This is a genomic window from Xanthobacter dioxanivorans (assembly GCF_016807805.1).
Lineage (GTDB): Bacteria > Pseudomonadota > Alphaproteobacteria > Rhizobiales > Xanthobacteraceae > Xanthobacter > Xanthobacter dioxanivorans.
Genome location: NZ_CP063362.1, coordinates 4,490,831 through 4,511,682 on the forward strand (window position 1 = coordinate 4,490,831; position 20,852 = coordinate 4,511,682).

Annotated in this window: 21 protein-coding genes; 7 read left to right on the plus strand and 14 right to left on the minus strand. The window is 68.1% G+C overall.

Going from position 1 to position 20,852, the window contains the following annotated elements:
• Window position 1: 1 nt before the first annotated feature.
• The 3 genes from soxZ to EZH22_RS20920 form a co-directional block, all read right to left on the minus strand.
• Window positions 2-331: a thiosulfate oxidation carrier complex protein SoxZ gene (soxZ, locus tag EZH22_RS20910; protein ID WP_203192371.1), complete on the minus strand. Its 330-nt coding sequence runs from the start codon at window positions 329-331 to the stop codon at window positions 2-4.
• A gap of 135 nt (window positions 332-466) precedes the next feature.
• A complete protein-coding gene (mgtA, locus tag EZH22_RS20915; protein WP_203192372.1) occupies window positions 467-3,070 on the minus strand; it encodes a magnesium-translocating P-type ATPase in 2,604 nt (867 codons plus the stop codon).
• Between the two features lie 27 nt (window positions 3,071-3,097).
• Window positions 3,098-5,167 (minus strand): NAD(+) synthase, encoded by a 2,070-nt coding sequence (locus EZH22_RS20920; protein ID WP_203192373.1) that lies wholly within the window; start codon window positions 5,165-5,167, stop codon window positions 3,098-3,100.
• A gap of 733 nt (window positions 5,168-5,900) precedes the next feature.
• Between EZH22_RS20920 and EZH22_RS20925 the strand changes: the two genes are divergently transcribed.
• A complete protein-coding gene (locus EZH22_RS20925; protein ID WP_203192374.1) occupies window positions 5,901-6,269 on the plus strand; it encodes an RICIN domain-containing protein in 369 nt (122 codons plus the stop codon).
• Here EZH22_RS20925 and EZH22_RS20930 read toward each other — a convergent pair.
• On the minus strand, window positions 6,257-7,753 hold the full coding sequence (locus EZH22_RS20930) for a sensor domain-containing diguanylate cyclase (protein ID WP_203192375.1): 1,497 nt from the start codon (window positions 7,751-7,753) through the stop codon (window positions 6,257-6,259). The genes EZH22_RS20925 and EZH22_RS20930 overlap by 13 nt on opposite strands.
• A 151-nt stretch (window positions 7,754-7,904) precedes the next feature.
• Window positions 7,905-8,999, minus strand: a complete 1,095-nt coding sequence (locus EZH22_RS20935; protein ID WP_203192376.1) for an AI-2E family transporter — start codon at window positions 8,997-8,999, stop codon at window positions 7,905-7,907.
• A gap of 124 nt (window positions 9,000-9,123) precedes the next feature.
• Between EZH22_RS20935 and EZH22_RS20940 the strand changes: the two genes are divergently transcribed.
• Window positions 9,124-9,315, plus strand: coding sequence for a hypothetical protein (locus tag EZH22_RS20940; protein ID WP_203192377.1), 192 nt, complete (start codon window positions 9,124-9,126; stop codon window positions 9,313-9,315).
• Window positions 9,316-9,419: 104 nt separating this feature from the next.
• Here EZH22_RS20940 and EZH22_RS20945 read toward each other — a convergent pair whose 3' ends face one another.
• Complete coding sequence (locus EZH22_RS20945; RefSeq protein WP_203192378.1) at window positions 9,420-10,157, minus strand: hypothetical protein; 738 nt, start codon at window positions 10,155-10,157, stop codon at window positions 9,420-9,422.
• A gap of 167 nt (window positions 10,158-10,324) precedes the next feature.
• On the opposite strand from EZH22_RS20945, the gene EZH22_RS20950 reads away from it, so the two are divergent.
• Window positions 10,325-10,645 (plus strand): hypothetical protein, encoded by a 321-nt coding sequence (locus EZH22_RS20950; protein ID WP_203192379.1) that lies wholly within the window; start codon window positions 10,325-10,327, stop codon window positions 10,643-10,645.
• Between the two features lie 185 nt (window positions 10,646-10,830).
• On the opposite strand, the gene rpsI is transcribed toward EZH22_RS20950, so the two are convergent.
• The 4 genes from rpsI to EZH22_RS20970 all read right to left on the minus strand — a co-directional run bounded on the left by rpsI (window position 10,831) and on the right by EZH22_RS20970 (window position 13,135).
• Window positions 10,831-11,310 carry a 30S ribosomal protein S9 gene (gene rpsI / locus EZH22_RS20955; protein ID WP_203192380.1) on the minus strand — a complete coding sequence of 160 codons (480 nt, stop codon included), beginning with the start codon at window positions 11,308-11,310 and terminating at the stop codon, window positions 10,831-10,833.
• A gap of 1 nt (window position 11,311) precedes the next feature.
• Window positions 11,312-11,773: a 50S ribosomal protein L13 gene (gene rplM / locus EZH22_RS20960; RefSeq protein WP_203192381.1), complete on the minus strand. Its 462-nt coding sequence runs from the start codon at window positions 11,771-11,773 to the stop codon at window positions 11,312-11,314.
• Between the two features lie 297 nt (window positions 11,774-12,070).
• On the minus strand, window positions 12,071-12,652 hold the full coding sequence (locus EZH22_RS20965) for an NAD(P)H-dependent oxidoreductase (protein ID WP_203192382.1): 582 nt from the start codon (window positions 12,650-12,652) through the stop codon (window positions 12,071-12,073).
• Window positions 12,653-12,712: 60 nt separating this feature from the next.
• On the minus strand, window positions 12,713-13,135 hold the full coding sequence (locus EZH22_RS20970; protein ID WP_231711563.1) for a PaaI family thioesterase: 423 nt from the start codon (window positions 13,133-13,135) through the stop codon (window positions 12,713-12,715).
• A gap of 142 nt (window positions 13,136-13,277) precedes the next feature.
• Between EZH22_RS20970 and EZH22_RS20975 the strand changes: the two genes are divergently transcribed.
• Together EZH22_RS20975 and EZH22_RS20980 are read left to right on the plus strand one after the other, a co-directional pair.
• Entirely contained in the window at window positions 13,278-14,108 is an 831-nt protein-coding gene (locus tag EZH22_RS20975; protein ID WP_203192384.1) for an enoyl-CoA hydratase, read from the plus strand.
• A 246-nt stretch (window positions 14,109-14,354) separates the two neighbouring features.
• A complete protein-coding gene (locus tag EZH22_RS20980) occupies window positions 14,355-15,746 on the plus strand; it encodes a P-loop NTPase family protein (protein ID WP_203192385.1) in 1,392 nt (463 codons plus the stop codon).
• A gap of 150 nt (window positions 15,747-15,896) precedes the next feature.
• On the opposite strand, the gene EZH22_RS20985 is transcribed toward EZH22_RS20980, so the two are convergent.
• Window positions 15,897-16,109: a DUF2842 domain-containing protein gene (locus tag EZH22_RS20985; RefSeq protein WP_203192386.1), complete on the minus strand. Its 213-nt coding sequence runs from the start codon at window positions 16,107-16,109 to the stop codon at window positions 15,897-15,899.
• 195 nt (window positions 16,110-16,304) lie between these two features.
• Here EZH22_RS20985 and EZH22_RS20990 point away from each other — a divergent pair, with 195 nt between their 5' ends.
• Window positions 16,305-17,387, plus strand: a complete 1,083-nt coding sequence (locus tag EZH22_RS20990; protein WP_203196671.1) for a COX15/CtaA family protein — start codon at window positions 16,305-16,307, stop codon at window positions 17,385-17,387.
• Here the strand turns inward: EZH22_RS20990 and EZH22_RS20995 are convergent.
• Both EZH22_RS20995 and EZH22_RS21000 read right to left on the minus strand, forming a co-directional pair.
• A complete protein-coding gene (locus tag EZH22_RS20995) occupies window positions 17,344-18,039 on the minus strand; it encodes an LrgB family protein (RefSeq protein ID WP_203192387.1) in 696 nt (231 codons plus the stop codon). The two genes, EZH22_RS20990 and EZH22_RS20995, sit on opposite strands and share 44 nt — an antisense overlap.
• The gene (locus EZH22_RS21000; RefSeq protein ID WP_203196672.1) at window positions 18,029-18,451 is read right to left on the minus strand and encodes a CidA/LrgA family protein; all 423 of its coding nucleotides are present in this window, start codon (window positions 18,449-18,451) and stop codon (window positions 18,029-18,031) included. The genes EZH22_RS20995 and EZH22_RS21000 overlap by 11 nt, the downstream gene beginning before the upstream one ends.
• A gap of 139 nt (window positions 18,452-18,590) precedes the next feature.
• Here EZH22_RS21000 and EZH22_RS21005 point away from each other — a divergent pair, with 139 nt between their 5' ends.
• Complete coding sequence (locus EZH22_RS21005; RefSeq protein WP_203192388.1) at window positions 18,591-19,487, plus strand: LysR family transcriptional regulator; 897 nt, start codon at window positions 18,591-18,593, stop codon at window positions 19,485-19,487.
• A 37-nt stretch (window positions 19,488-19,524) separates the two neighbouring features.
• On the opposite strand, the gene EZH22_RS21010 is transcribed toward EZH22_RS21005, so the two are convergent.
• Window positions 19,525-20,826, minus strand: coding sequence for an O-acetylhomoserine aminocarboxypropyltransferase (locus EZH22_RS21010; RefSeq protein WP_203192389.1), 1,302 nt, complete (start codon window positions 20,824-20,826; stop codon window positions 19,525-19,527).
• Window positions 20,827-20,852 lie beyond the last annotated feature (26 nt).

Genomic DNA, 20,852 nt, shown 5'->3' on the forward strand with positions numbered 1-20,852 from the left:
CTCAGGCCACGGTCAGCCTGGCGGTGGTCTTCCGCTCGGCTCCCTGGTCGTCCTTCCACACGAAGGTGAATTCCCCGCTCTCCTTCACTTTGAAGAAGAAGGACTGGAAGGGATTGGCCGAGACGGACGGGAACCACTCCGCACTAAAGAAAGGCCTGCCGTTGAAGGAGGCCTCGAAGGAATTCACGATGTCGCTCGGCATGCCTTCGCCGGCGGCCTCCCCGCCCTGGCCGTTGTCCATCTCGTGGGAAATCAGGGTCTTGATCTCGATGACCTCGCCCATTTTCGCCCGCGTTGGCACGCGCACGCGGGGCGTGGACCTGATGGTCATGGCTTCCTCCGCTTCTTGCTGCGATGCGGTATCCGCTCGCGCTTATTATTCCAGCGTTGGAATTTTACTTGAAAATGTCAGCTTCCGCAGCCGCCGATATTGACCGTCACCTGCCCATGGGCCTGCTCCCGCGCTTCAGGAACGAGGCACCCTTCCCGCTCTGCCTCGGTGCCTGTCCCTCCCCATGGCCACGCGCTTCAGCGCCTCGGCAGCGGCAAGGTAAACGAGGGTGAGCGCGGCGATGGCGGCCAGCATCGCCGGTGGCACGGGGGCGAAGCCGACGACGTGGCCGAGCGGCGTCAGCGCCAGCAGCAACGCCACCGCCAGCGCGCCCAGGGAGGTGGCGGCGAGGATGGGGTGGGGCCGGCTGCGCCAGAACGGCCGGGCGGTGCGGATGATGAAGATCACCAGGATCTGGGTGGCGATGGATTCCACGAACCACGCGGTGCGGAACTCGTCGACGCCCGCGCCGAAGCCCCACATCAGCAGGCCGAAGGTGGCCATGTCGAACACCGAGGAGAGCGGGCCCATCACCAGGGTGAAGCGCAGCACGGCGTGCATGTCCCACACCTGCGGCGTGGCGAGGGTGTCGGCATCGGCGGTGTCGAAGGGGATGCCGATCTCGGACAGGTCGTAGATGAGGTTGTTGAGCAGGATCTGCAGCGGCGCCAGCGGCAGGAACGGCAGCATCAGCGAGGCGAACGCCATGGACAGCATGTTGCCGAAATTGGAGCTGGTGCCCATGCGCACGTATTTCATGATGTTGGCATAGGTGCGCCGGCCTTCCGCCACCCCGTCGGCGAGCACCCCGAGGTCGGGGGTGAGCAGGATGATCTGCGCCGCCTCCCGCGCCACATCCGTGCCGCCCTCCACGGAGAGGCCCACGTCGGCGGCATGGATGGCAGGGGCGTCGTTGATGCCGTCGCCCATGAAGCCCACCGTGTGCCCGCGCCGGCGCAAGGCGCGCACGATGCGGCTCTTCTGGTCGGGATCCACGCGGACGAACAGGTCCGTGTGCTCGACCCGCGCGGCCAGCGCCGTATCGCCGAGGCCGGAAATCTCCTCGCCGGTCATCATCCCCCGGGTCGGCAGGTGCAGCGTCTCCACCAGATGCCGGACCACGGCGCCGCCGTCCCCGGAAATGATCTTCACCCGCACCCCGGCCCGCATCAGTCGCGCTACGGCGTCGGTGGCGGAGGCCTTGGGCGGGTCCAGGAAGGCGGCGCAGCCGACGAAGACGAGGTCGGCCTCGTCCTGCGGCCCGATGCTGGTGACGCTTGCCGCCATGGGGCGGTGGGCGATGCCGAGAAGGCGCAGGCCGCAGCTCCCCTTCTCCTCGATGAGCGCGGTGATGCGCGCGCGCAGGGCATCGTCCAGCGGCACGCTGGTGCCGTCCGGCTGCTCCGCGTGGGTGGAGAGGGCGAGCACCGCCTCCGGCGCGCCCTTGACCACAAGATCGTGCGTCCCCTCCCCGCCGCGCGACAGGAGCACGGCCGCCCGGCGGCGCTCGAAATCGAACGGCTGGTCGCCCACCAGCGTCCAGCCGGCTTCGGCGGCGGGCGGCGCGGCGGCGAGGATGGCGTCGTCGAGCGCGCTGCGCATGCCGCCGCAGAACCGGCTGTTGAGCACGGCCAGCGCCCCGACGCGCTGGCTTTCGCTGCCGTCCACCGCAAAGCTGCCCACATGGGCGATGCGCGCCTCCGTCAGGGTTCCCGTCTTGTCGGTGCAGAGCACATCCATGGCGCCGAGGTCGTGGATGGCGGACAGGCGCTTCACCACCACCTTGCGCTGCGCCATGCGCACGGCTCCGCGCGCCAGCGTGACCGTCATGACCATGGGCAGGAGTTCCGGGGTGAGCCCCACGGCGAGCGCCACGGCGAACAGGAAGCTCTCCAGCGACAGGCCCTGGCGCAGCATCTGCGTCAGCAGCACGAACAGCACCAGAAAGGCTGTAAGGCGCAGGATCAGCATGCCGAGCGCGTGCACGCCGCGCTCGAACGAGGTCGGCGGCTCGCGCGCCTGGAGCGACGCCGAAATGGCGCCGAACCGGGTGCTCCGGCCGGTGGCCGCCACCAGCAGCCGGGCCGTGCCGCTCACGATGGTGGTGCCGGCGAAGGCGGCGTTGAAAGCCTCCGGTGGGGTGGCGCCGGCACAGGGGCCGGGGCGCTTTTCCACCAGGTAGGGCTCGCCGGTGAGCGCGGCCTCGTTGGCCAAGGCGCCATGCGCCGACAGGATGACGCCGTCCGCCGGCACCAGCCGGCCGGCATCCAGCTCCACCACGTCGCCGGGAACGATGTCGCGCACCGCCACCTCGACCACGGTCCCATCGCGACATACGCGGGCGGTGACCGCCACTGCCCGCTTCAACGCCTCCACGGCGCTTTCCGCCTTCTGCTCCTGCGTGATGTCGAGGACGGTGGAGAAGAGGACGATGGCGAGGATGATGACGAAGCTCTGCCAATCCCCGGTTGCCCCCGATATGGCCGCCGCCATCAGCAGGATGGCGGTGAGCGGCTCGACGAGGCGCTTGCCGAGCTTGGCCAGAAGGCCACGGCGCAGGCTCACCACCGCAAGGTTGGGCCCGAACCGGGCGAGGCGCTCCTCGGCCTCGGCCCGCGTCAGCCCCTCGGGGCGCGCGCCGAGGCGCGCCAGAAGGTGCGCGTCGGCTTCCTTCCAGAAGGCGCCGGCATCGGCCTGTCGAGGCGGCGTGTTCTGGCCGGAATGGTCGGATGTGTCCATCGTTCGCTTCCTCCGGCCATTTCCGGGTCAGTCGGCCGTGACCCCTGTGACGGGGATCGCATCCGGGACGTTCGCGTCAAGCTCCGCCAGCCACAGGCCCGGACCCCCGTCCGATGGCGCCCGCCAGTCGCCGCGCGGCGAGAGCGAGCCGCCGGAGGAGATCTTGGGGCCGTTGGGCAGGGTCGAGCGCTTGAACTGGCTGGTGAAGAAGCGCGACAGGAACACTTTCATCCAGCGCTTGATCGTGGCGCGATCGTAGGCGCGCCGCTCGGCCTCCGGCAGCCCGTCCGGCCATCGCCCATGGCCCGCATCCGCCCAGGCGCGCTCGGCGAGGAAAGCGATCTTCGATGGCAGATAGCCGTAGCGGGTCAGGTAGAACAGGGTGAAGTCCTGCAGCGCATAGGGGCCGACGATGTCCTGCGTCGCCTGGATCGAGGCGCCGGGCGCCGCCGGCACCAGCTCCGGGGAGATCTCGGTGGCGAGGATGGCTGCAAGGATCGCGGCGGTCTCCTCGCTCACGTCGCCGGAGGCGGCGACGAAGCGGATGAGGTGCTGGATGAGGGTCTTCGGCACCGAGGCGTTGACGTTGTAGTGGGACATGTGGTCCCCCACGCCATAGGTGCACCAGCCGAGCGCCAGCTCCGACAGGTCGCCGGTCCCCACCACCAGCCCGCGATGGTGATTGGCGAGGCGGAACAGGTAATCCGTGCGCAGCCCCGCCTGCACGTTCTCGAAGGTCACGTCATAGACCTTTTCGCCCCGGGCGAACGGATGGCCGAGATCCGCCAGCATCTGCCGCGCCGCCGGGCGGATGTCGATCTCCTCGGCGCTGACCCCGAGCGCGCGCATGAGCGCCCAGGCATTGGCCTTGGTGGATTCCGAGGTGGCGAAGCCCGGCAGGGTGTAGGCGAGCACGTTGGTGCGCGGATGGCCGCAAAGGTCCATGGCGCGGGCCGCGACGATGAGGGCTTGGGTGGAATCGAGGCCGCCCGAGACGCCGATGACCGCACGGGACATGCCGGTGGCCGACAGGCGCTGGGCAAGGCCCTGCACCTGGATGTGGTAGGCCTCGTAGCAATCCTCCCTCAGCCGCGCCGGGTCGTCCGGAACGAAGGGAAAGCGCGCGAAAGCGCGCCGCAGGGGCACCGGATGCGCCGGGGGCTCGTAACAGAAGGCGACCGGACGGAAGGGGGCGGCGCCGGATTCCGCCTGCGCGCAGTCGCCGAACGTGTTCATGCGCATGCGCTCCTGCCGCAGGCGCCCGAGCTCCACGTCGGCAACCGCCATCACCGATCCCTTGGGAAAGCGCTCCGTCTCGGCGAGGAGGTCGCCATATTCGAAGATGGCCGCATGGCCGTCCCAGGCGAGATCGGTGGTGGATTCGCCCGGCCCTGCCGCAGAATAGGCATAGGCCGCCACGGCGCGGGAGGATTGCGCCCCGCACAGCAGCCGGCGGGTCTCCGCCTTGCCGATGGTGATGTTGCTGGCCGACAGGTTGAGCAGCACCTCCGCCCCGGCCATTGCCGCCCGTGTGGAGGGCGGCAAGGGTACCCAGATGTCCTCGCAGATCTCCACATGGAAGGTGACGGGCACCGGACCTTCCGAGCGGAACAGCAGGTCGACGCCGAACGGCACCGCGCCACCGGCAAGCACGATCTGCCCGCCGCGCTCCCCGCCGCCGGGCGTGAAGTGCCGGCGTTCGTAGAACTCGCGGTAATTGGGAAGGTAGCTCTTCGGCACCACACCGAGCACTGCACCGCGATGGATCACCACCGCGGTGTTGAACAGGCGGCCGCGATGACGCAGCGGCGCGCCGACCACCAGCACCGGATCGAGCGTCCGCGATGCCTCGACGAGGTGCGCGATGGCTGCCTCCACCGCATCGAGGAGGGTCGCCTGGAACAGCAGGTCGTCGATGGCGTAGGAGGACAGCCCCAGCTCGGGGAAGAGCATGATGGCGGTTCCCGCCTCATGCCCTCGCTCGGCAAGTTCCAGGGTGCGGGCCACGGCAAACGCAGGGTCCGCCACCGCTGCGCGGGGAACGCAGGAGGCGATGCGCAGGAATTCGTGGCGATACAGGCAGCTGAAGTCTCTCATGCCATCGCGTCGTGCTGGTGCGGGTCCATGCGCGCGGTGCCCGGTCGGCGGCCTTGCGCGTGTGTTTCCTGTTGGCGCAGGTGTCGCGATACATACAGCCGCGCGCCACGGACGTCGCGGGTCCAGACCGTTTTCATCTCACATTTATTCGCCCGGCCGCACCTTCCGCGGGACATCCCCCCAAGGCGCGGCGGATGCGCGCAATCGCTGCAGAGGCACGGTCCATTCCGCTGTCGACGGACGCCATCCCATGGAATACTCCAGAGCGGGAAGGCGGGGAGCCTGCCTCGTCGTTGTCCGGCTCGCGGCCGCAAATGGGGGAATTCATGACCTTTAAGCCGCCCTGCCGTGGCATTGTCGCAGCCGTGGCTGCGGTGGCCTTCGCCATCGTGGCTGGCCTCGCGCCATCGCCCGGCCGGACACAGCCGGCCCCCGAGAACAACTGCTTCAACTTCGCCAACCAGATGATCGCGGACAATTTCCGCGGCCAGCAGGCGAAGTGCCCCGACTACCGCAGCGCAAACATGAAGTGGGAATCTCACCTGCAATGGTGCGAGCAGCAGCCCCGCGACCGCGTGGAAAGCCTGAAGGAGACGAGCTCGGCGAAGCTCGACGGCTGCCTGACGAGCGCCCAGGGTGCCGCCGTGCCGCCGGTGGCCCCGGTGCCTGCTCCGCCGGCTGGGCCGGCGAAGGGCAAGTCGTTCCACCTGGTGCCCGCGGGGCGGAGGACGACGTGCCGCTCCTCTGCGTCGACGTCGCCGGCGGCGCGCTGGCGCAGGGCACGCCGGTCCAGTTGTGGAAGTGTCACGGCAAGGCGCCGCAGCTGTTCGGCGTCGACGGCCGGAACGGGCGCATCTACCTTGCGGCGGCGCCTCACCTGTGCGTGGACGGCGTCCCCAATCAGCAGCTCCTGGTGGTTCAGTGCCAGTCGGTGGAAACACAGTGGCGCTACGAGGAGAGGACCAAGACCATCCGCTCGTCGAACGGCATGTGCTGGGATGTCTCCGGCGGTCGCCGGCCGGAAAACATCCGCTCCCGCCGGCCGCTCATCGCCTGGCCGTGCCACAACGGCCCGAACCAGCAGTTCATCTATAACGACTGACGGGCGGAGGCAGCATCCGGCCGGGCTTTCGGTGACCCGTCTTTCTCCAGGTCGGCGGTGTCCGCCGCCTTATCGAGGTCGATGGCGCTGACCCGATTGCGACCTGAGTTCTTGGCCTGATAGAGCGCAATATCCGAGCGCTGGATGAGATCCTCCAGCGCAGCTGGCGACGATGCCGTGGCCACCCCGATGCTCACGGTGACGCGCGGCTCCGCGCCATCACCCGCGAGGAAACGCGCGGCCTCCACCCGGGAGCGGATACCTTCAGCGACCCGTACCGCCCCTTCCTGCGTGGTCGCCGGCAGCACGACGACGAACTCCTCGCCGCCAAACCGCGCCGTGAAGTCACCTGCGCGGCGAACGGACGCGGCGATCAGCTGGCCGATCTGCCGCAGCACGATATCCCCGGCGGCATGACCGAAGCGGTCGTTCACGGTCTTGAAGTGATCCACGTCGATCATCAGCAGCGACAAACTGCTGTCCTCGCGCCGCGCCCGACGCACCTCGCCGGCGAGGAACAGATCCAGCGCGCGCCGGTTCGGCAGGCCGGTGAGGGGATCGGTGACCGCGAGGCGTTCGAGCTCGGCCTCCATCTCCTCGCTGCGCCGGAGCGCTGCGGTCAGCGCCGCCACGGTAAAGGCCAGCAGAGTGCAGACGAGGAAGGTGAGAGCTCCGGTGACCAGGGCTCGCGTGTTCCATCCGGCAAACATGCCGGAGACCGAGGTGCCGACCGTCAGAGTCAGGGGAAAGCCTCCGACCTCACCGCTCACATAGAGGCGCTCGACACCATCGAGCCGACCGGGCCGGACCAGCACCGCGTAGGGCTTTCCCTGATCACGGAGTAATGGGGGACCGCCCGCGGCCCCGATATCAGCGGCTCCGTTGATCGGGGGTTCGCGGAATATCACCGTGCCGTCCAGATTGTCGATCCGGAGCACGCCGCCTTCGCCCAGGTCGATTCCCTCGAACAGGGATTGGAAATAGGCGATGCGGATGGCTGCCATCGCGATCCCCTGGAACGTTCCGTCCGGCCCGTTCAGGCGGCGGCTCAGGACAATGGTCGGCTCCCCGGACCTGATGCGGCTGAAGAGGGGCTTGCTGACGTAGAGGCCCACCGTGGCGGACTTGTGGGCCACGAAATAGTCCCGGTCGGAGAGATTGAACTGAGGCGAAGCGACCTGCTCGGATTCGATCAGGATCTCCCCTTTGGCGTCGAGGATGAGCAGCGCTCCCATGAACTGGGCGCTGGTCGAGCGGTCGAAGACAATCCTTCGGCGCAATTCCGGGTCGAGCTCCATGACACCGGGCAACTGCACCGCCTCCTGCGCCCCGATGAGCGACAGGTCGAGCAGGGAGAGGTTCCTGTCTATGCTGGTGGAAAGGGTCTTGTGGAGGTTCACGAGGGACGTCGTCACCTCTTCCCACTTCGCACGACGCGCGCGCCACAGATCGGATATCTGAAGGCCGCAGATGATGAAAATCATCACCCCCGTCACAATTTTGGGTAGATGCGTCCTAAACATTCTCGGATTAGACGAACTCATTGAGCCTCGAAGCGTCGGCCGGTGCCCCCTTACGTGCTCCCGCCCGCAAGGATGATACGAAGTTCTGGGCAAATCCAACCGTATTCCGCGCTTAATCTCGCCTTTTCTCGTCCAAGCCAGATGCGGCATGCAGCCACGCAAGCACAAGAGTGTATCCGAGGGCCAGAACAACCGGGCCAACGAACAGCCCCAGCATGCCGGAGGACAGCAGGCCGCCGATTGCGCCGATGAAGACGACCAGCATGGGCACCTCCACCCCCCGCCCCAGCAGCAGCGGCTTCAGCACGTGCTCCAGCAACGCCACCATCAGGCACCACGCCGCGAACAGTGACGCCGGCAGCACCGGGAGATCGGTGAAGGCGTAGATGACCACGGGCAGGAGTACCAGCAGCAGCGGTAGCTGGACGATGGAGACGATGAGGCACACCAGCGCCAGCAATCCCGCAGCGGGGATTCCCGCCGCCAGGAAGCCGAGCCCGGCGAGGGTCGCCTGAATCAGCGCCACCCCGATGATGCCGCGGGTGACGCTGCGTATGGTTCGGACCGCGAGATCCGAATGGGTTCGCCCGTCCGCGCCGGCGAGACGGGTGGCCACCTCCCCGGCGATGCGCTGCCCACCGGCGGCGTTCATCAGCAGGGCGGCGGCGACGCAGATGGCGATGATGAATTCCGCGAAGCCCACCATCACCTGGCCCACCAAGGAAAACAGCCAGCGCCCGACCTTGGTGAGCTCGGGCGCCACCACCTTCAGGGCCTCGTCGAGGTTGGCCGAGGCCAGAGCCCAGAAGCGATGCAGCGGATCGCCGATGAGGATCCAGGAGCGCACCACCTGGGGCGGCGGCGGCAGCCGGAAGGTGCCGTCGGCCAGATGGAAGGCCAGCGCCTTGAGGCTGGTGAACAGGGTGCTCGCGAGCAGGCCCGCCGGCACGACGAGAAGCGCCAATCCGGCGAGGACGTAGATGGCCGCCGCGAGCATAGTGCGACCGCCGAGCGCGCGCGACAGGGTGACGAAGGCCTTGTGGGATGAAATGGCGATGATGACGCCCCACAGGATGGGGGTCAGGAACGGCCGCAGGATCGCGAGGCACCAGCCCAGCAGCAGCACCAGCGCCGCCACGCGCACCATGAGATGCACCGTGAGCCCGAACCGTGCCTCCACGCCCGTCGGCCTGCGCTCTTCCACCATGTGTTCCCCTTTTGTCGACGCCGGACCCATGGCCGACAGATTGCATCACCGGAGGCGGACCGCCGGTGACCTATGCGCCACCCGGTTGTCCGGAAAGCAAAACAGTGCAGGCGAGGATCGCAGCATGTCGGACCATAAGGTCACCGTCGAGCAGTTGCCGAACGGCAAGTGGGCCTGTTTCCTTCACATGACAGGCCAAGAGGAACCCATCAATCTCGGCCGTGAATTCAAGAACGACGAACAGGCTGAAAACTGGCTCAACGTGTCGGAGTCGGTCACCGCCATCGAGATGATGCTCCGCAAGTACAAGAAGTAGCGCGCGTCTGTCGCAGTTCGTACAGGGCGTGCGAAGGCTGACACGGGTATCTCCGGACAGCCTTCGCACGGATTCCGGCCGGGGCGGACGGGTCCCCCGGGCGCTCAGGGCAGGATGCAGCCGCTCGACGGCTTGAGTCCCTCGGGCTGGCCCCAATCGTTCTGCGGCAGGTCCTCGAAGGGGGCGCCGAATTCCTCTTTCATCATGGAGAAGGAAATGGGCTTTCCGGTCTTCTGGTCGAAATCGATGAACCAGATATAGTCGTAGGTATTATCCGGCCAGATGCGCGGTACGTCGGTCAGGGCTCCGAGGCCGAGCTGGTCGTAGAGCGTCGATTTGTGCTCGGTGCCCTCCGGGTCGTCCGAGGTGCGCGCGACGTGGTCGTGTTCCCAGTAGAGCAGCAGTGTCTGTCCGGCCCATTCGGGCTTCTCCAGAATGTCCCGGGCCGCTTCGCGTGTGCGCTGGGACAGGCGTGCTTCACTGAGGACGAACCTGCCATCCACCATTTCCGGCATGGCGGCATAGAACACCACCGGCATTTGCCAGGAATCGGCCGCCGGAAACACCGTTTCCAGCGTGTGGAGGGAAATGGCGAGAATGGCCTTCGGTGTCTCGCCGGGCCGGAAGGCCGACTTCTGCGCGTCCTTGCCGAGATAATAGGTGGCCAAGGCCCGCGCACGGTCGCGGCCCACCTGGCAGAGCGTCCAGGGGCCGCCCTTTTCGCCGTGGCGGACCAGCACGATACGCTGCGGAGCCGCCGGGGCGGGCACGGACCAGGTGACGGTGGCGGTGACAAGGAGGCCGGCGAGAAGCCGCCACCCCTTCTGGCTGAACCGACTCATTCGTCCCTCCAACGGACCTGTGTCGAAGAGAACCACGCCGGACGCGGGGCCGTCGACGGCACACGCCGCCCCTTCACACCCGATCGCGAACATGCTTCAAGGCCTCAGGCCGGTGCATGCCTCCGGCGCCGATGCAGGACGATGCGATGACGCGCGTGATGTGGGGAATGAGCGGCTACGCAGGCGCGCTGTTCTTGTCCCTTGTGGGGACGGCCGGAATGGTGGCCATCGCGCAGACCAATGCGACGCGGACCCGCATCACCATTTCCAAGGGCGGCGTGATCAACCTGCCGGTGATCCCGCAGGGCAATTATCTCGATCCCGGCCCCGGTCCCGCCATCCGTCCCGATGTGAAGATCGGCGACGACCGCAACGAGGACTATGCGTTCCCGCCCGATCTCACCGGCGGCTACGGTTCCGGACCGCCCGGCGATCCCACCAATAACGGCCAGTGGAGCCCGCTGGACGGCGACACGCCGAGCTTCTGAGAAAAGCCCCGGAGAGGGTGCGGGGACGCGGCCATCCGTGCGCCCATGGTTCGGAACGCGCGCCCGCCCGCGGCCGGCGGCGTGGCGGTCCGCGCGAAAAACCGCCCGAGACGAACATCCGGCCAAAAGAAAACGGCGGGGAAATCCCCGCCGCTTCCCGAAGTCTGCGAACCGCTCCCGCGCGATCAGCGCTTGGAGAACTGGAACGAACGACGCGCCTTGGCCCGGCCGTACTTCTTGCGCTCGACCACGCGGCTGTCGCGGGTGATGAAGCCGCCCTTCTTGAGGGGGGTGCGCAGTTCCGGCTCGTAATAGGTGAGCGCCTTGGAGATGCCGTGGCGCAGGGCGCCGGCCTGGCCGGAGAGGCCGCCGCCGGAGACGGTGCACACCACGTCGTACTGGCCTTCACGCGCCGCAGCCTGGAAGGGCTGGTTGATCATGAGGCGCAGCACGGGACGGGCGAAATACACCTCGATGTCCCGGTCGTTGACGGTGATCTTGCCGGTGCCGGGGCGGACCCACACGCGGGCGACCGCGTCCTTGCGCTTGCCGGTGGCATAGGCGCGACCGTACTTGTCCAGCTTCTGGACGTGGACGGGGGCTTCGGGCTGGACGGCAACGGTCGCGGCGCCGAGAGCGTCGAGGGACTGGAGAACCTCGGCCATGTCAGTTCCTCACGTTCTTGCGGTTGAGCGCCGCCACGTCGAGGGCGACCGGCTGCTGGGCCTCGTGCGGGTGAACCGAGCCCTTGTAGACGCGCAGGTTGCCCATGATCTTGCGGCCGAGCGGGCCGCGGGCGAGCATGCGCTCCACCGCCTTCTCGATCACGCGCTCGGGGAAGCGCCCCTCGAGGACGAACTTCGCGGTGCGCTCCTTGATGCCGCCCGGGAAGCCGGTGTGGTGGTAGTAGACCTTCTGGTCCTTCTTGCGGCCGGTAAACACCGCCTTTTCCGCGTTCACCACGACGACATTGTCGCCGCAATCCACGTGGGGGGTGTAGATGGGCAGGTGCTTGCCCTTCAAGCGCATGGCGATGATGGTGGCGAGACGGCCGACGACCAGTCCGCTGGCATCGATCACCACCCACTTCTTCTCGATATCGGCAGGCTTGGCCGAATACGTCTTCATGGGATCGGTTCCGAATGAGAAAGCCGGATGTGGCGACCCGGGGGGCCGCGCGCGTTCCGGCGATGCAGGGCTTCTAAAGGAGCCGCGCACGGGCGTCAATGCAATGACGCCCATATAATTCTTGTAAAAACAATAACTTAGAAAAATGGTGCTATAGCACCGTGAAAAATCGCTTCATTTTGCCATGACTTAGGGACGGGCATTTCCGCCGGTAAATCCCTGTCGCGCACGATCGCACCCGCCCGCCCGCGCCATGGCGCGGTTTCCGTCTTTCCGGCAACGCGGCCGGAACGGCCTCTAGGCCGCCTCCCGACCCAACGCCGCCATCTGCGCCAGCCAGCGGCGGCGGCGGGCGTCCCCCGCCACGTCGACCCCGCCGAGCACCGTGGACCGCACCGGGGAGAAGCCGACGAAGCGGAAGATGTTGCGGGTCACGGCCGACAGTCCCGCCCCGAGATACCAGAGCCGGAACACCAGCCCCGGCATCCCCATGGTTACCACCACCCGCGCGGAGCGGCCGTCCAGCAGCATTCGCGTGCCCCCGCCCGGCAGATAGTCGAAGGCAAAGCCCGGCCGCAGTATCTGCTCCAGGAAGCCCTTGAGCAGAGCGGGCATGCCGCCGAGCCAGAGCGGGAAGAAGAGGACGACGTGCTCAGCCTCCACCAGCGCCGCGCGGGCGCCGGCAAGGCTCTGGGGCGCCGGGCCCTGCTGGAAATCCTGCTGCGTGCGTAGCAGCGGGAATACGAGCCGGCTCACCTCCACCCGCAGGACCCGGTGTCCGGCCTTCTCCGCGCCAGCCGAGTAGGCGTCAGCCAAGGCATGGCACAGATGGCCGCCGTCGGGGTCGGGATGTCCCTGAAGGATCAGAATGGTCGCCATGGCCGCGTCCTCCACCCGGCCAGTCCTAGCCCGCGGCGGACGCTGCGTCCTTGACCGGGATCAGGCGGCCGGACGGTCGGGGATGGAATAGGTGGCGACGCAATGGGCGACGAGATCGTCGCTGCCAGGCCCGCGCAGGCCCACGTCCCCCACCGCGAGGCGCTTTCCCAACTTGATCAGCCGGGCGTCCGCGAACAGGGGACCCGGCATCGGCTTGCGCAGGAAGTTGATGGACAGGTTGGTGGTGACGGCAAGCCCCACCGGCCCGATCTGGCCAAGCAGCGCCACATAGACCGCCACGTCCGCCAGGGTCATCATGGCCGGGCCGGAGATGGTGCCGCCGGGGCGCAGGTGGCTGTCGTCGGCGTCGAGGCGCACGGTCGCGATCTTGCGGCCCACGCTCACCACGTGGTGGGGCTTGCCCGGGCCGAAGGCCTGGGGAAATTCCCGGACCAGGAACGCCTCCAGCTCCCGGACCGACATGACTGCGTCGCGCACCGCATCCATCCTCTGCGTCCCCCTTAGCGTCCCTTTGCCCTCGAAACCGCCGTCCACGGGCTCGCGCCGTTGACGCCCTGTGAATAGGATAGCGTTTCAAAGGTCAAACCATCGAGGGCGGAAACTCATGTCGGCTGTGCCATCGGCCCATCCCGTCGCCGGCGCGGCGGCGCCTGTCGTGACAAGCAGCCTGGAGGGAGGCGTGGCCACCCTTACCCTCGCCCGGCCCGCGCAGCGCAACAGCCTGTCCGAGGCGATGATGGCGGCGCTCACCTCCGCCCTCGCCTCCCTCGCCGTCGACCCGTCCGTGCGCGCGGTGGTGCTGGCGGCGGAGGGGCCGGTCTATTCCGCCGGTCACGACCTGAAGGAGATCCAGGGCCATCGCGGCGATGCCGATCGCGGCCGCGCCTATTTCGAGGATGTGCTGAAGCGCTGCTCGCAGCTCATGACCGCCATCGTCCGCCTGCCCCAGCCGGTGATCGCAGCGGTGGAAGGCATGGCCACCGCCGCCGGCTGCCAGCTGGTGGCGAGCTGCGACCTTGCGGTGGCCGGCGAGCAGGCGCGCTTCTGCACGCCGGGGGTGAATATCGGCCTGTTCTGCCACACGCCCATGGTGGCAGTGTCGCGCAACCTTGCCCGCAAGCACGCCATGGAAATGCTGCTGCTGGGCGAATGGGTGGGGGCGGACGAGGCCCGCCGCATGGGCCTCGTCAACCGTGTGGTGCCGGCCGGTGAAGCGCTCGCCGCCGCCCAGGGCCTCGCCCGGCGCATCGCCGAGAAGTCGCAGGTCCCGGTGAAGCTCGGCAAGGCCGCTTTCTATGCCCAGGCCGAACTGGGCCTCGACGACGCCTATGCCTACGCCTCCCGCGTCATGGCCGAAAACATGCTGGCGCGGGATGCGGAGGAAGGCATTTCCGCGGTGCTCGCCAAACGTGCGCCGGTATGGGAAGACCGCTGAAACAGAGGGCTGGAGCTGCGGCACCGGTTCCCGGCAGGCGGCGAGCGCCGCCATGGAGTCGGCGCTTGAGCGGCGCGTTTACCTTCCATCAACCATAATCGCGCTTTCCTTCGTGAGAGCTGGTGCGTTCCGTGCCGGCGAACGCGGGAGGGCGGCATGGTGCACCTCGACTCGACGCGCATCGAGGCACCACGTACTTGGGCACCACGTACTTGGGCGGCGCGGACTCGGGTGGCGCGCCGGTGGATGCTCCGCGCTTCGAGCCTCACCGCCTGGCAGGTCGCGGCGGTGCTTCTCGTCATTGCTGTCCTGGCGAGCTTTTTCCCCCTGCGTTTCACCGCCAGCGCGTCCCTCGTGTTCGACCTGGGCACGCAGCCCCCGGCGGCCTCCGTCAAGGGGGTGGCGCAGCTGCTCGCCTCCCGCGAGATGGCGTACGACGTGGTCCAGCGCCTCGGGCCGGACAATGCGGCGCGAATCGCCGGCGGCAGCCTTGCGGCGCGCCTTGGCATCGACAGACATGGCGCGACGGAAGGTCGGTCGGAAACCATGCGCGCCGCCTGGCGGCTGATGGGCGATCTGGACGTCACGCCATCCGCCGGCGGTCGCGATATCAGCCTCTCCCTGTCCGCTCCAACACCGGCCCTCGCCGCTCGTGCGGCGGACACCTACGTCGCCGCCTTCCTCGCTTTGGACGCGGCGACACGGGCGAGCGCCGGTGACACAGAACAGCTTCCCCCGCTGCGGCGCGGGGCGCCGGGAAGCGCTTCCTTCCTGCCCGATCCGCCCCGCCCCATTGCCCTCTGCCTGCTTCTGGCGGCGGCGTTCATGCTCGTGATCGCCCGCCGGAATGCCGTGCAGGCGCCGAAAGCCGAAGGCCCGGTGGACCGAGCCGTGCTGCCGGTGGAGCTTCAGCCCACCCACCGCATCGCCTGGCTGGGCGGCACCGGGGCCGGGCTCGACGAGGCGGGCGCCGTCGACCGGCTGGCGGCGCAGGCGGGACCGCCGGGAGGCGCCTGCCATCTCATCCTGCTGACGTCCGAGGACCTGCCCGAGGCCTCTGCCCGCTGCGCCATCACCCTCGCCCGCCGGCTCTCGGAGGACGCGCGGGTAGCTCTGGTGGCCCTCGACGGCGCGGCGGAAAGTCTCGCCGCCCTCGTCGCCGATCCTTGGGCGCCGGGCATGAGCGAACTGCTGTTCGGCGTGGCGGGGTTCGGCGAGACCATTCATCGCGATGCAAAATCGCGCGCCCACGTCATTCCCCCCGGCCGCGATGCGCGGGGCGGATCCGCGATGGTGGCAGCCGAGCGCCTTGCGCTGGTGCTCGAATCGCTGCGTCTCACCTATGATTATGTGGTGGTGGCTTCGCCGAACCTTGGCGCCGCGCGCGGCGGCCAGCGCCTCGCCGCCCTCGATCCCCTGGTGGTCTGCATCACCGCCGACACCGCCCCCTCCACCGCTGCCGTGGAGAGCTTCGACGCGCTGGCGGAAAGGCACTTCTCACGGGTTGTGATGCTGTGCCTCGCCAGCGGCCGGGACGATGAGGTCGCCGCCCCTCAATCGCCGGTGCCCACGCTCGATGCCGCGGAAGCGCCGCCACCGCCCCGGCACGAGGCTGCGCAGTACGCCGGCGCGGCGTGAGCGGCCCATAAATTTAGCCGCATAAATAAAAATAGTAGCCGGCTCAGCATGTGAGTCGGCTTTCGTGCGTCTTCGATTCGCACCCCTTCATCGCTCATGAAGTGCATGAAGAGATTCTCATATATATATGATAATTATACAGCTTAAGGATCAGGCCCGCTTGTCCGGCCGTTCCATCCACCAGATGAGCAGGCCACCGGGAACCACCCAGAGCGCGCCTAGCAGCACGTAGCAGACAAGCTGTAGGAACCAGCCGAGCTCGGTCACCCGCCCTTGCGCCAGGGCCATGGCGGAGAGCGCCCAGAACACCACGAGCAGAAGCAGGAGCACGGTGCCGATGAGCTTGCGGAGACGCTGGGGCATGGTCGGACGGGATCCTGCGGCCGGGAGGTGCGGCACGCGTTCCCTTGCACCGCGCACCGCCGCTCTATAACGGATCGGACGGGAGGGGGCCACGTCAACGATGCCGCGCATGCCACGGCCGCGCGGTCAGGAAGAGGCGGCCCAAGCATGCTGCCGGAGGCGCGAAGAATGGAAGCCACCTCGCACGCCGTCGCCATGCCGGCGGCCCGGAGCCAACGGCCGGACCGCCTGTCTCCCGTTCGCCTCTGGCTCTATGCGGTCGCGGGGCTGATCGTCGCTATGGTGGTGGTGGGCGGCGCGACGCGCCTCACCGAATCCGGCCTCTCCATCACCGAATGGAAGCCGGTGACCGGCGCCCTGCCCCCGCTCTCGCAAGCCGACTGGGCCGCCGAGTTCGAGAAGTACAAGGCCATTCCCCAGTACGAAATCCTCAACAAGGGCATGGGCCTCGAGGCGTTCAAGCGCATCTACTGGTGGGAATGGGGCCATCGCCTGCTGGGCCGGCTCATCGGCGTCGCCTTCCTGCTGCCGTTCCTCTGGTTCGCGTTCCGGGGCGTGCTGCGCGGGCGGCTGCTCGCCAAATGCTCCGGCCTGTTCCTGCTGGGCGGCCTTCAGGGGGCTGTGGGCTGGTGGATGGTGGCCTCGGGCCTCTCCGCGCGGGTCTCGGTCAGCCAGTACCGCCTCGCCATTCATCTCACATTGGCCTGCATCATCCTCGCCGCCATCGTCGCCGTGGCCCGGTCGCTCGTGCCGCAGGCGGAGTGGGAAGCGCCGCCGCGTTTTCGGGCGACAGCCCTCGGCCTGGTGCTGCTGGTGCTGGTGCAGATCTTCGCCGGCGGGCTGGTGGCTGGCCTTGATGCGGGCATGGCCTACAACACCTGGCCGCTGATGGACGGGCACCTCATTCCGCCCGCCGCCCAGCTCGCCGCCGCCGAGCCATTCTGGCGCAACCTGTTCGAGAATGCGTTGACGGTGCAATTCAACCACCGCGTGATCGCCTACGCCCTCTGGGGGCTCACGCTCCTGCACGCGCTCGACGCCGCCCGCACCGGCGGAGCTGTGGCGCGGCGGGCGTGGCTGCTGTTCGCGCTGGTCTCGGCGCAGGCCATGCTGGGCATCCTGACGCTGGTGTACCAGGTGCCCATCGACCTCGCCCTCGCCCACCAGTTCGGCGCAACGGTGGTGCTGATCGCCGCCACCGTCCACCTGAGTGGGCTTGCGGCGTCCGGGGCTCTCAGTGGAGCAGATGCGCCACGGCCGGCGCCATCAGCACGTTGAACAGGCCGGCGAGGACCATGACGAGGCCGGCGATGGAGCCTTCCTCGCCGCCGATCTGGTGCGCCCGCGCCACCCCCGCCCCGTGGGCACCCATGCCGAATAGGGCGCCACGGGCCAGCGACGAGCGCAGCGGCATGAGCTTCATCACCAGCTCCCCCAGCGCCGCGCCGCAGATGCCAGTGACGATCACGAACACCGCGGTCAGGTCCGGCGCGCCGCCGATGTCGCCGGACACCGCCATGGCGAAGGGCGTGGATGTGGAACGCGGCATGAGGCTAAGCTGGAGCGTCTGCGACAGGCCGAACAGATCGGCAAGGATGAAGGCCGTCGTCATGGCCAGGGTGGAGCCCACCAGCACGCCCACCAACAGCACCGGCCAGTGCCGCCGGATGAGCGCGCGCTGCTCATAGATGGGAAGGGCAAAGGCCACCGTGGCCGGCCCCATCATCAGCACCAGCCAGTGGGTGCCGCGGATATAATCGGCATAGCCCGTGTGCAGGCTGAGCGCGACGGCACCCACCGCCACCGGGGTGAGCAGAAGCGGCGAGGTCCACCAGAAGCGCCAGCGGCGGGCCACGAGGCGCGCCGCCGCATAGCCGCCGATGGTGACCGCCGACCAGAACAGGGCGGCGAAGAGGGGATCATGCAGCATGGCGCGTCCCCTGCCCGGCCGCGCGGGCGCGCCAGCGGTAGCACAGGTCCACGGCCAGCGCGGTGCCGCCCATCACCATCACCGTGCCGGCAAGGATCACCGCCACGACCTTGAGGCCGAGCAGGCCGAGCATCTCGCCATGGTCGAGAATGGCCATCACCGCCGGAACGAAGAACAGCAGCATCTCGGCGATCAGCCACCCGGCTCCGCGCCGCACGGCGGCGGGCCGGATGTGGCCGCTGGTGAGCAGCGTCAGCACCACCGCCATGCCGACGATACCGCCGGGGAGCGGCAGGCCGGAGAGCCGAACCGCGGCTTCGCCGATGGCCCAGAAGCCGGCGAGGATGGCGATCTGAAGGATTATGCTGCGATGCAGCATCGACCTTGTTGTGCGCAGCATATTGCGCAGCATTGACGAGCGGGGTGAGGGAAGCCGGGGCATCAGGGCAGACATCGGGGGCACCTCCAGTGCCGATGTCGGGACTATAGTATGCACTGCAACATACTGAAAATGAATTGACTGAATTAATAGCATTCCATATTGGAATGATATGGAATTGCGGACGCTCCGGGCTTTCGTCGAGGTGGTGCGTCAGGGCGGCTTCTCGCCGGCCGCCAAGGTGCTGTTCGCCACCCAGCCCACCATCTCCAAGGCGGTGAAGCAGCTGGAAGACGAGCTGGGCGTGCCCTTGCTCGACCGCATCGGCCATCGCAGCCAGCTGACCGCGGCGGGGGAGATCGTCTATCGGCGGGCGCTGACCATGCTCGGCGAGCGCGAGGGCCTGGTCGCCGAGCTCGACGACCTGCGCGGCCTCCGGCGCGGCAGCCTGCGCCTCGGCCTGCCGCCGCTCGGCGCCAGCACGCTGTTTGCGCCGTTGTTCGCGGTCTATCGCGCCCGCTATCCGGGCATCGACATCCGCCTGACCGAACACGGCTCAAAGCGGCTCGAGGAAATGCTGCTGGAGGGCGAGGTGGAGCTCGCGGCCTCGCTGCTGCCGGCCAAGGACGGCTTCGACGCCCAGCCGGTAAAGCACGAGCCGCTGATGGTGGTGCTGCCCAAGTCGCATCCGCTGGCGGGCGAGGCGCGGATCGGCATCGCCGCTCTGGTGCGCTCGCCCTTCATCCTGTTCGAGGGCGGCTTCGCGCTCAATCAGGTGCTGGAAGACGCCTGCGCCCGCAACGGCTTTGCCCCGCAGGTGGCGGCGCGCAGCGGACAGATCGACTTCATCGTGGAACTGGCGGGCGCAGGCCTTGGCGTCGCCTTCCTGCCCCGCACCATCGCCGAGCAGCGCCGCACACCCGCAGTGGCCCTGACGCTGCTGGACGAGCCGGGCACCGAGTGGCACATGGCCATCGTCTGGCGGCAGGGCAGCTACCTCTCCCACGCCGCCCGTGCCTGGCTCGATCTCACGCGGGAAGTCTACGGCGCCGGGGGCTCCGTGGAATAAGGAGGGCTGCGGCGGCGCGCTCGCCGCCGCGGGAACCTCAGACCTTGGCCAGAGCCTGTTCAAGGTCGGCGATGATGTCCTTCACATCCTCGATGCCCACGGACAGGCGCACCACCTCCGGCCCCGCTCCGGCCGCGACCTTGGCCTCGTCCGACAGCTGGCGGTGGGTGGTGGAAGCGGGATGGATGATCAGCGATCGGGTATCACCGATATTGGCGAGGTGGGAGAATAGCTCCACGCTGGAGACCACCTGCACGCCCGCCTCGTAGCCGCCCTTGAGTCCGAAGGTGAAGACCGCGCCCGCGCCCTTCGGCAGGTATTTCTGCGCCAGCGCCTGGTAACGGTCGCCCTTGAGGCCGGGATAGCTCACCCACGCCACCTTGGGATGGCCGGCGAGATACTCCGCCACCGCCTGCGCATTGTCGCTGTGGCGCTGCATGCGCAGGGCCAGCGTTTCGATGCCGGTGAGGATCATGAAGGCGTTGAAGGGCGACAGCGCCGGCCCGAGGTCGCGCAGGCCGAGCACGCGGGCGGCGATGGCAAAGGCGAAGTTGCCGAAGGTCTCGTGCAGCACGATGCCCTGGTATTCGGGCCGCGGCTTGGAGAGGAAGGGGTAGCGGTCGGTGGCGGACCAGTCGAAAGTGCCCGCGTCCACGATCACGCCGCCGATGGAATTGCCGTGGCCGCCCAGGAACTTGGTGGCCGAGTGCACGACCACGTCGGCACCGTCCTTGATGGGCTGCCACAGATAGGGCGTAGCCAGCGTGTTGTCGACGATGAGCGGGATGCCAGCTTTCTTCGCGATGGCCGAGATGGCGGCGATATCCGTCACCACCCCGCCCGGATTGGCGATGGTCTCGGTGAAGATGGCCTTGGTCTTGGGCGTGATCGCCTTCTCGAACGAGGAGATGTCGTCGGGGTCGGCCCAGGCCACGTTCCAGCCGTAGCTCTTGAAGGCATGGCTAAACTGGTTGATGGACCCGCCATAGAGCTTGCGCGAGGCGACGAATTCGTCGCCTGGGGTCAGAAGGGTGTGGAAGACGAGGTGCTGCGCGGCATGGCCCGAGGCCACGGCGAGGGCCGCCGTGCCGCCCTCCAGCGCCGCCACGCGCTCCTCGAGCACCGCATTCGTCGGGTTGCCGATGCGGGTGTAGATGTTGCCGAACGTCTGCAGGCCGAACAGCGCCGCCGCATGGTCCACGTCGTCGAAGACGAAGGACGTGGTCTGGTAGATGGGGGTCGCCCGCGCGCCGGTGGTCGGGTCCGGCTGGGCACCGGCGTGGATGGCGAGGGTGGAAAAGCCCGGCTCGCGCGCGGCCGCGCTGGTCTCGTCGTTCATCGGCGCTGTCTCCCGTGTGGTATTTC

What these genes read in the sequence shown, in the direction of transcription:
- mgtA (WP_203192372.1), bottom strand. Translation starts at nt 3,070, where the DNA reads ATGGACACATCCGACCATTCCGGCCAGAACACGCCGCCTCGACAGGCC.
- EZH22_RS20985 (WP_203192386.1), bottom strand. Translation starts at nt 16,109, where the DNA reads ATGCCCCAGCGTCTCCGCAAGCTCATCGGCACCGTGCTCCTGCTTCTG.
- EZH22_RS20975 (WP_203192384.1), top strand. Translation starts at nt 13,278, where the DNA reads ATGTCGGCTGTGCCATCGGCCCATCCCGTCGCCGGCGCGGCGGCGCCT.
- EZH22_RS20920 (WP_203192373.1), bottom strand. Translation starts at nt 5,167, where the DNA reads ATGAGAGACTTCAGCTGCCTGTATCGCCACGAATTCCTGCGCATCGCC.
- soxZ (WP_203192371.1), bottom strand. Translation starts at nt 331, where the DNA reads ATGACCATCAGGTCCACGCCCCGCGTGCGCGTGCCAACGCGGGCGAAA.
- EZH22_RS20995 (WP_203192387.1), bottom strand. Translation starts at nt 18,039, where the DNA reads ATGCTGCATGATCCCCTCTTCGCCGCCCTGTTCTGGTCGGCGGTCACC.
- EZH22_RS21000 (WP_203196672.1), bottom strand. Translation starts at nt 18,451, where the DNA reads ATGCTGCGCAATATGCTGCGCACAACAAGGTCGATGCTGCATCGCAGC.
- EZH22_RS21010 (WP_203192389.1), bottom strand. Translation starts at nt 20,826, where the DNA reads ATGAACGACGAGACCAGCGCGGCCGCGCGCGAGCCGGGCTTTTCCACC.
- rpsI (WP_203192380.1), bottom strand. Translation starts at nt 11,310, where the DNA reads ATGGCCGAGGTTCTCCAGTCCCTCGACGCTCTCGGCGCCGCGACCGTT.
- EZH22_RS20990 (WP_203196671.1), top strand. Translation starts at nt 16,305, where the DNA reads ATGCCGGCGGCCCGGAGCCAACGGCCGGACCGCCTGTCTCCCGTTCGC.
- EZH22_RS20980 (WP_203192385.1), top strand. Translation starts at nt 14,355, where the DNA reads ATGCTCCGCGCTTCGAGCCTCACCGCCTGGCAGGTCGCGGCGGTGCTT.
- EZH22_RS20950 (WP_203192379.1), top strand. Translation starts at nt 10,325, where the DNA reads ATGAGCGGCTACGCAGGCGCGCTGTTCTTGTCCCTTGTGGGGACGGCC.
- EZH22_RS20965 (WP_203192382.1), bottom strand. Translation starts at nt 12,652, where the DNA reads ATGGCGACCATTCTGATCCTTCAGGGACATCCCGACCCCGACGGCGGC.
- EZH22_RS20945 (WP_203192378.1), bottom strand. Translation starts at nt 10,157, where the DNA reads ATGAGTCGGTTCAGCCAGAAGGGGTGGCGGCTTCTCGCCGGCCTCCTT.
- EZH22_RS20930 (WP_203192375.1), bottom strand. Translation starts at nt 7,753, where the DNA reads ATGATTTTCATCATCTGCGGCCTTCAGATATCCGATCTGTGGCGCGCG.
- EZH22_RS20940 (WP_203192377.1), top strand. Translation starts at nt 9,124, where the DNA reads ATGTCGGACCATAAGGTCACCGTCGAGCAGTTGCCGAACGGCAAGTGG.
- EZH22_RS20970 (WP_231711563.1), bottom strand. Translation starts at nt 13,135, where the DNA reads ATGTCGGTCCGGGAGCTGGAGGCGTTCCTGGTCCGGGAATTTCCCCAG.
- rplM (WP_203192381.1), bottom strand. Translation starts at nt 11,773, where the DNA reads ATGAAGACGTATTCGGCCAAGCCTGCCGATATCGAGAAGAAGTGGGTG.
- EZH22_RS21005 (WP_203192388.1), top strand. Translation starts at nt 18,591, where the DNA reads ATGGAATTGCGGACGCTCCGGGCTTTCGTCGAGGTGGTGCGTCAGGGC.
- EZH22_RS20935 (WP_203192376.1), bottom strand. Translation starts at nt 8,999, where the DNA reads ATGGTGGAAGAGCGCAGGCCGACGGGCGTGGAGGCACGGTTCGGGCTC.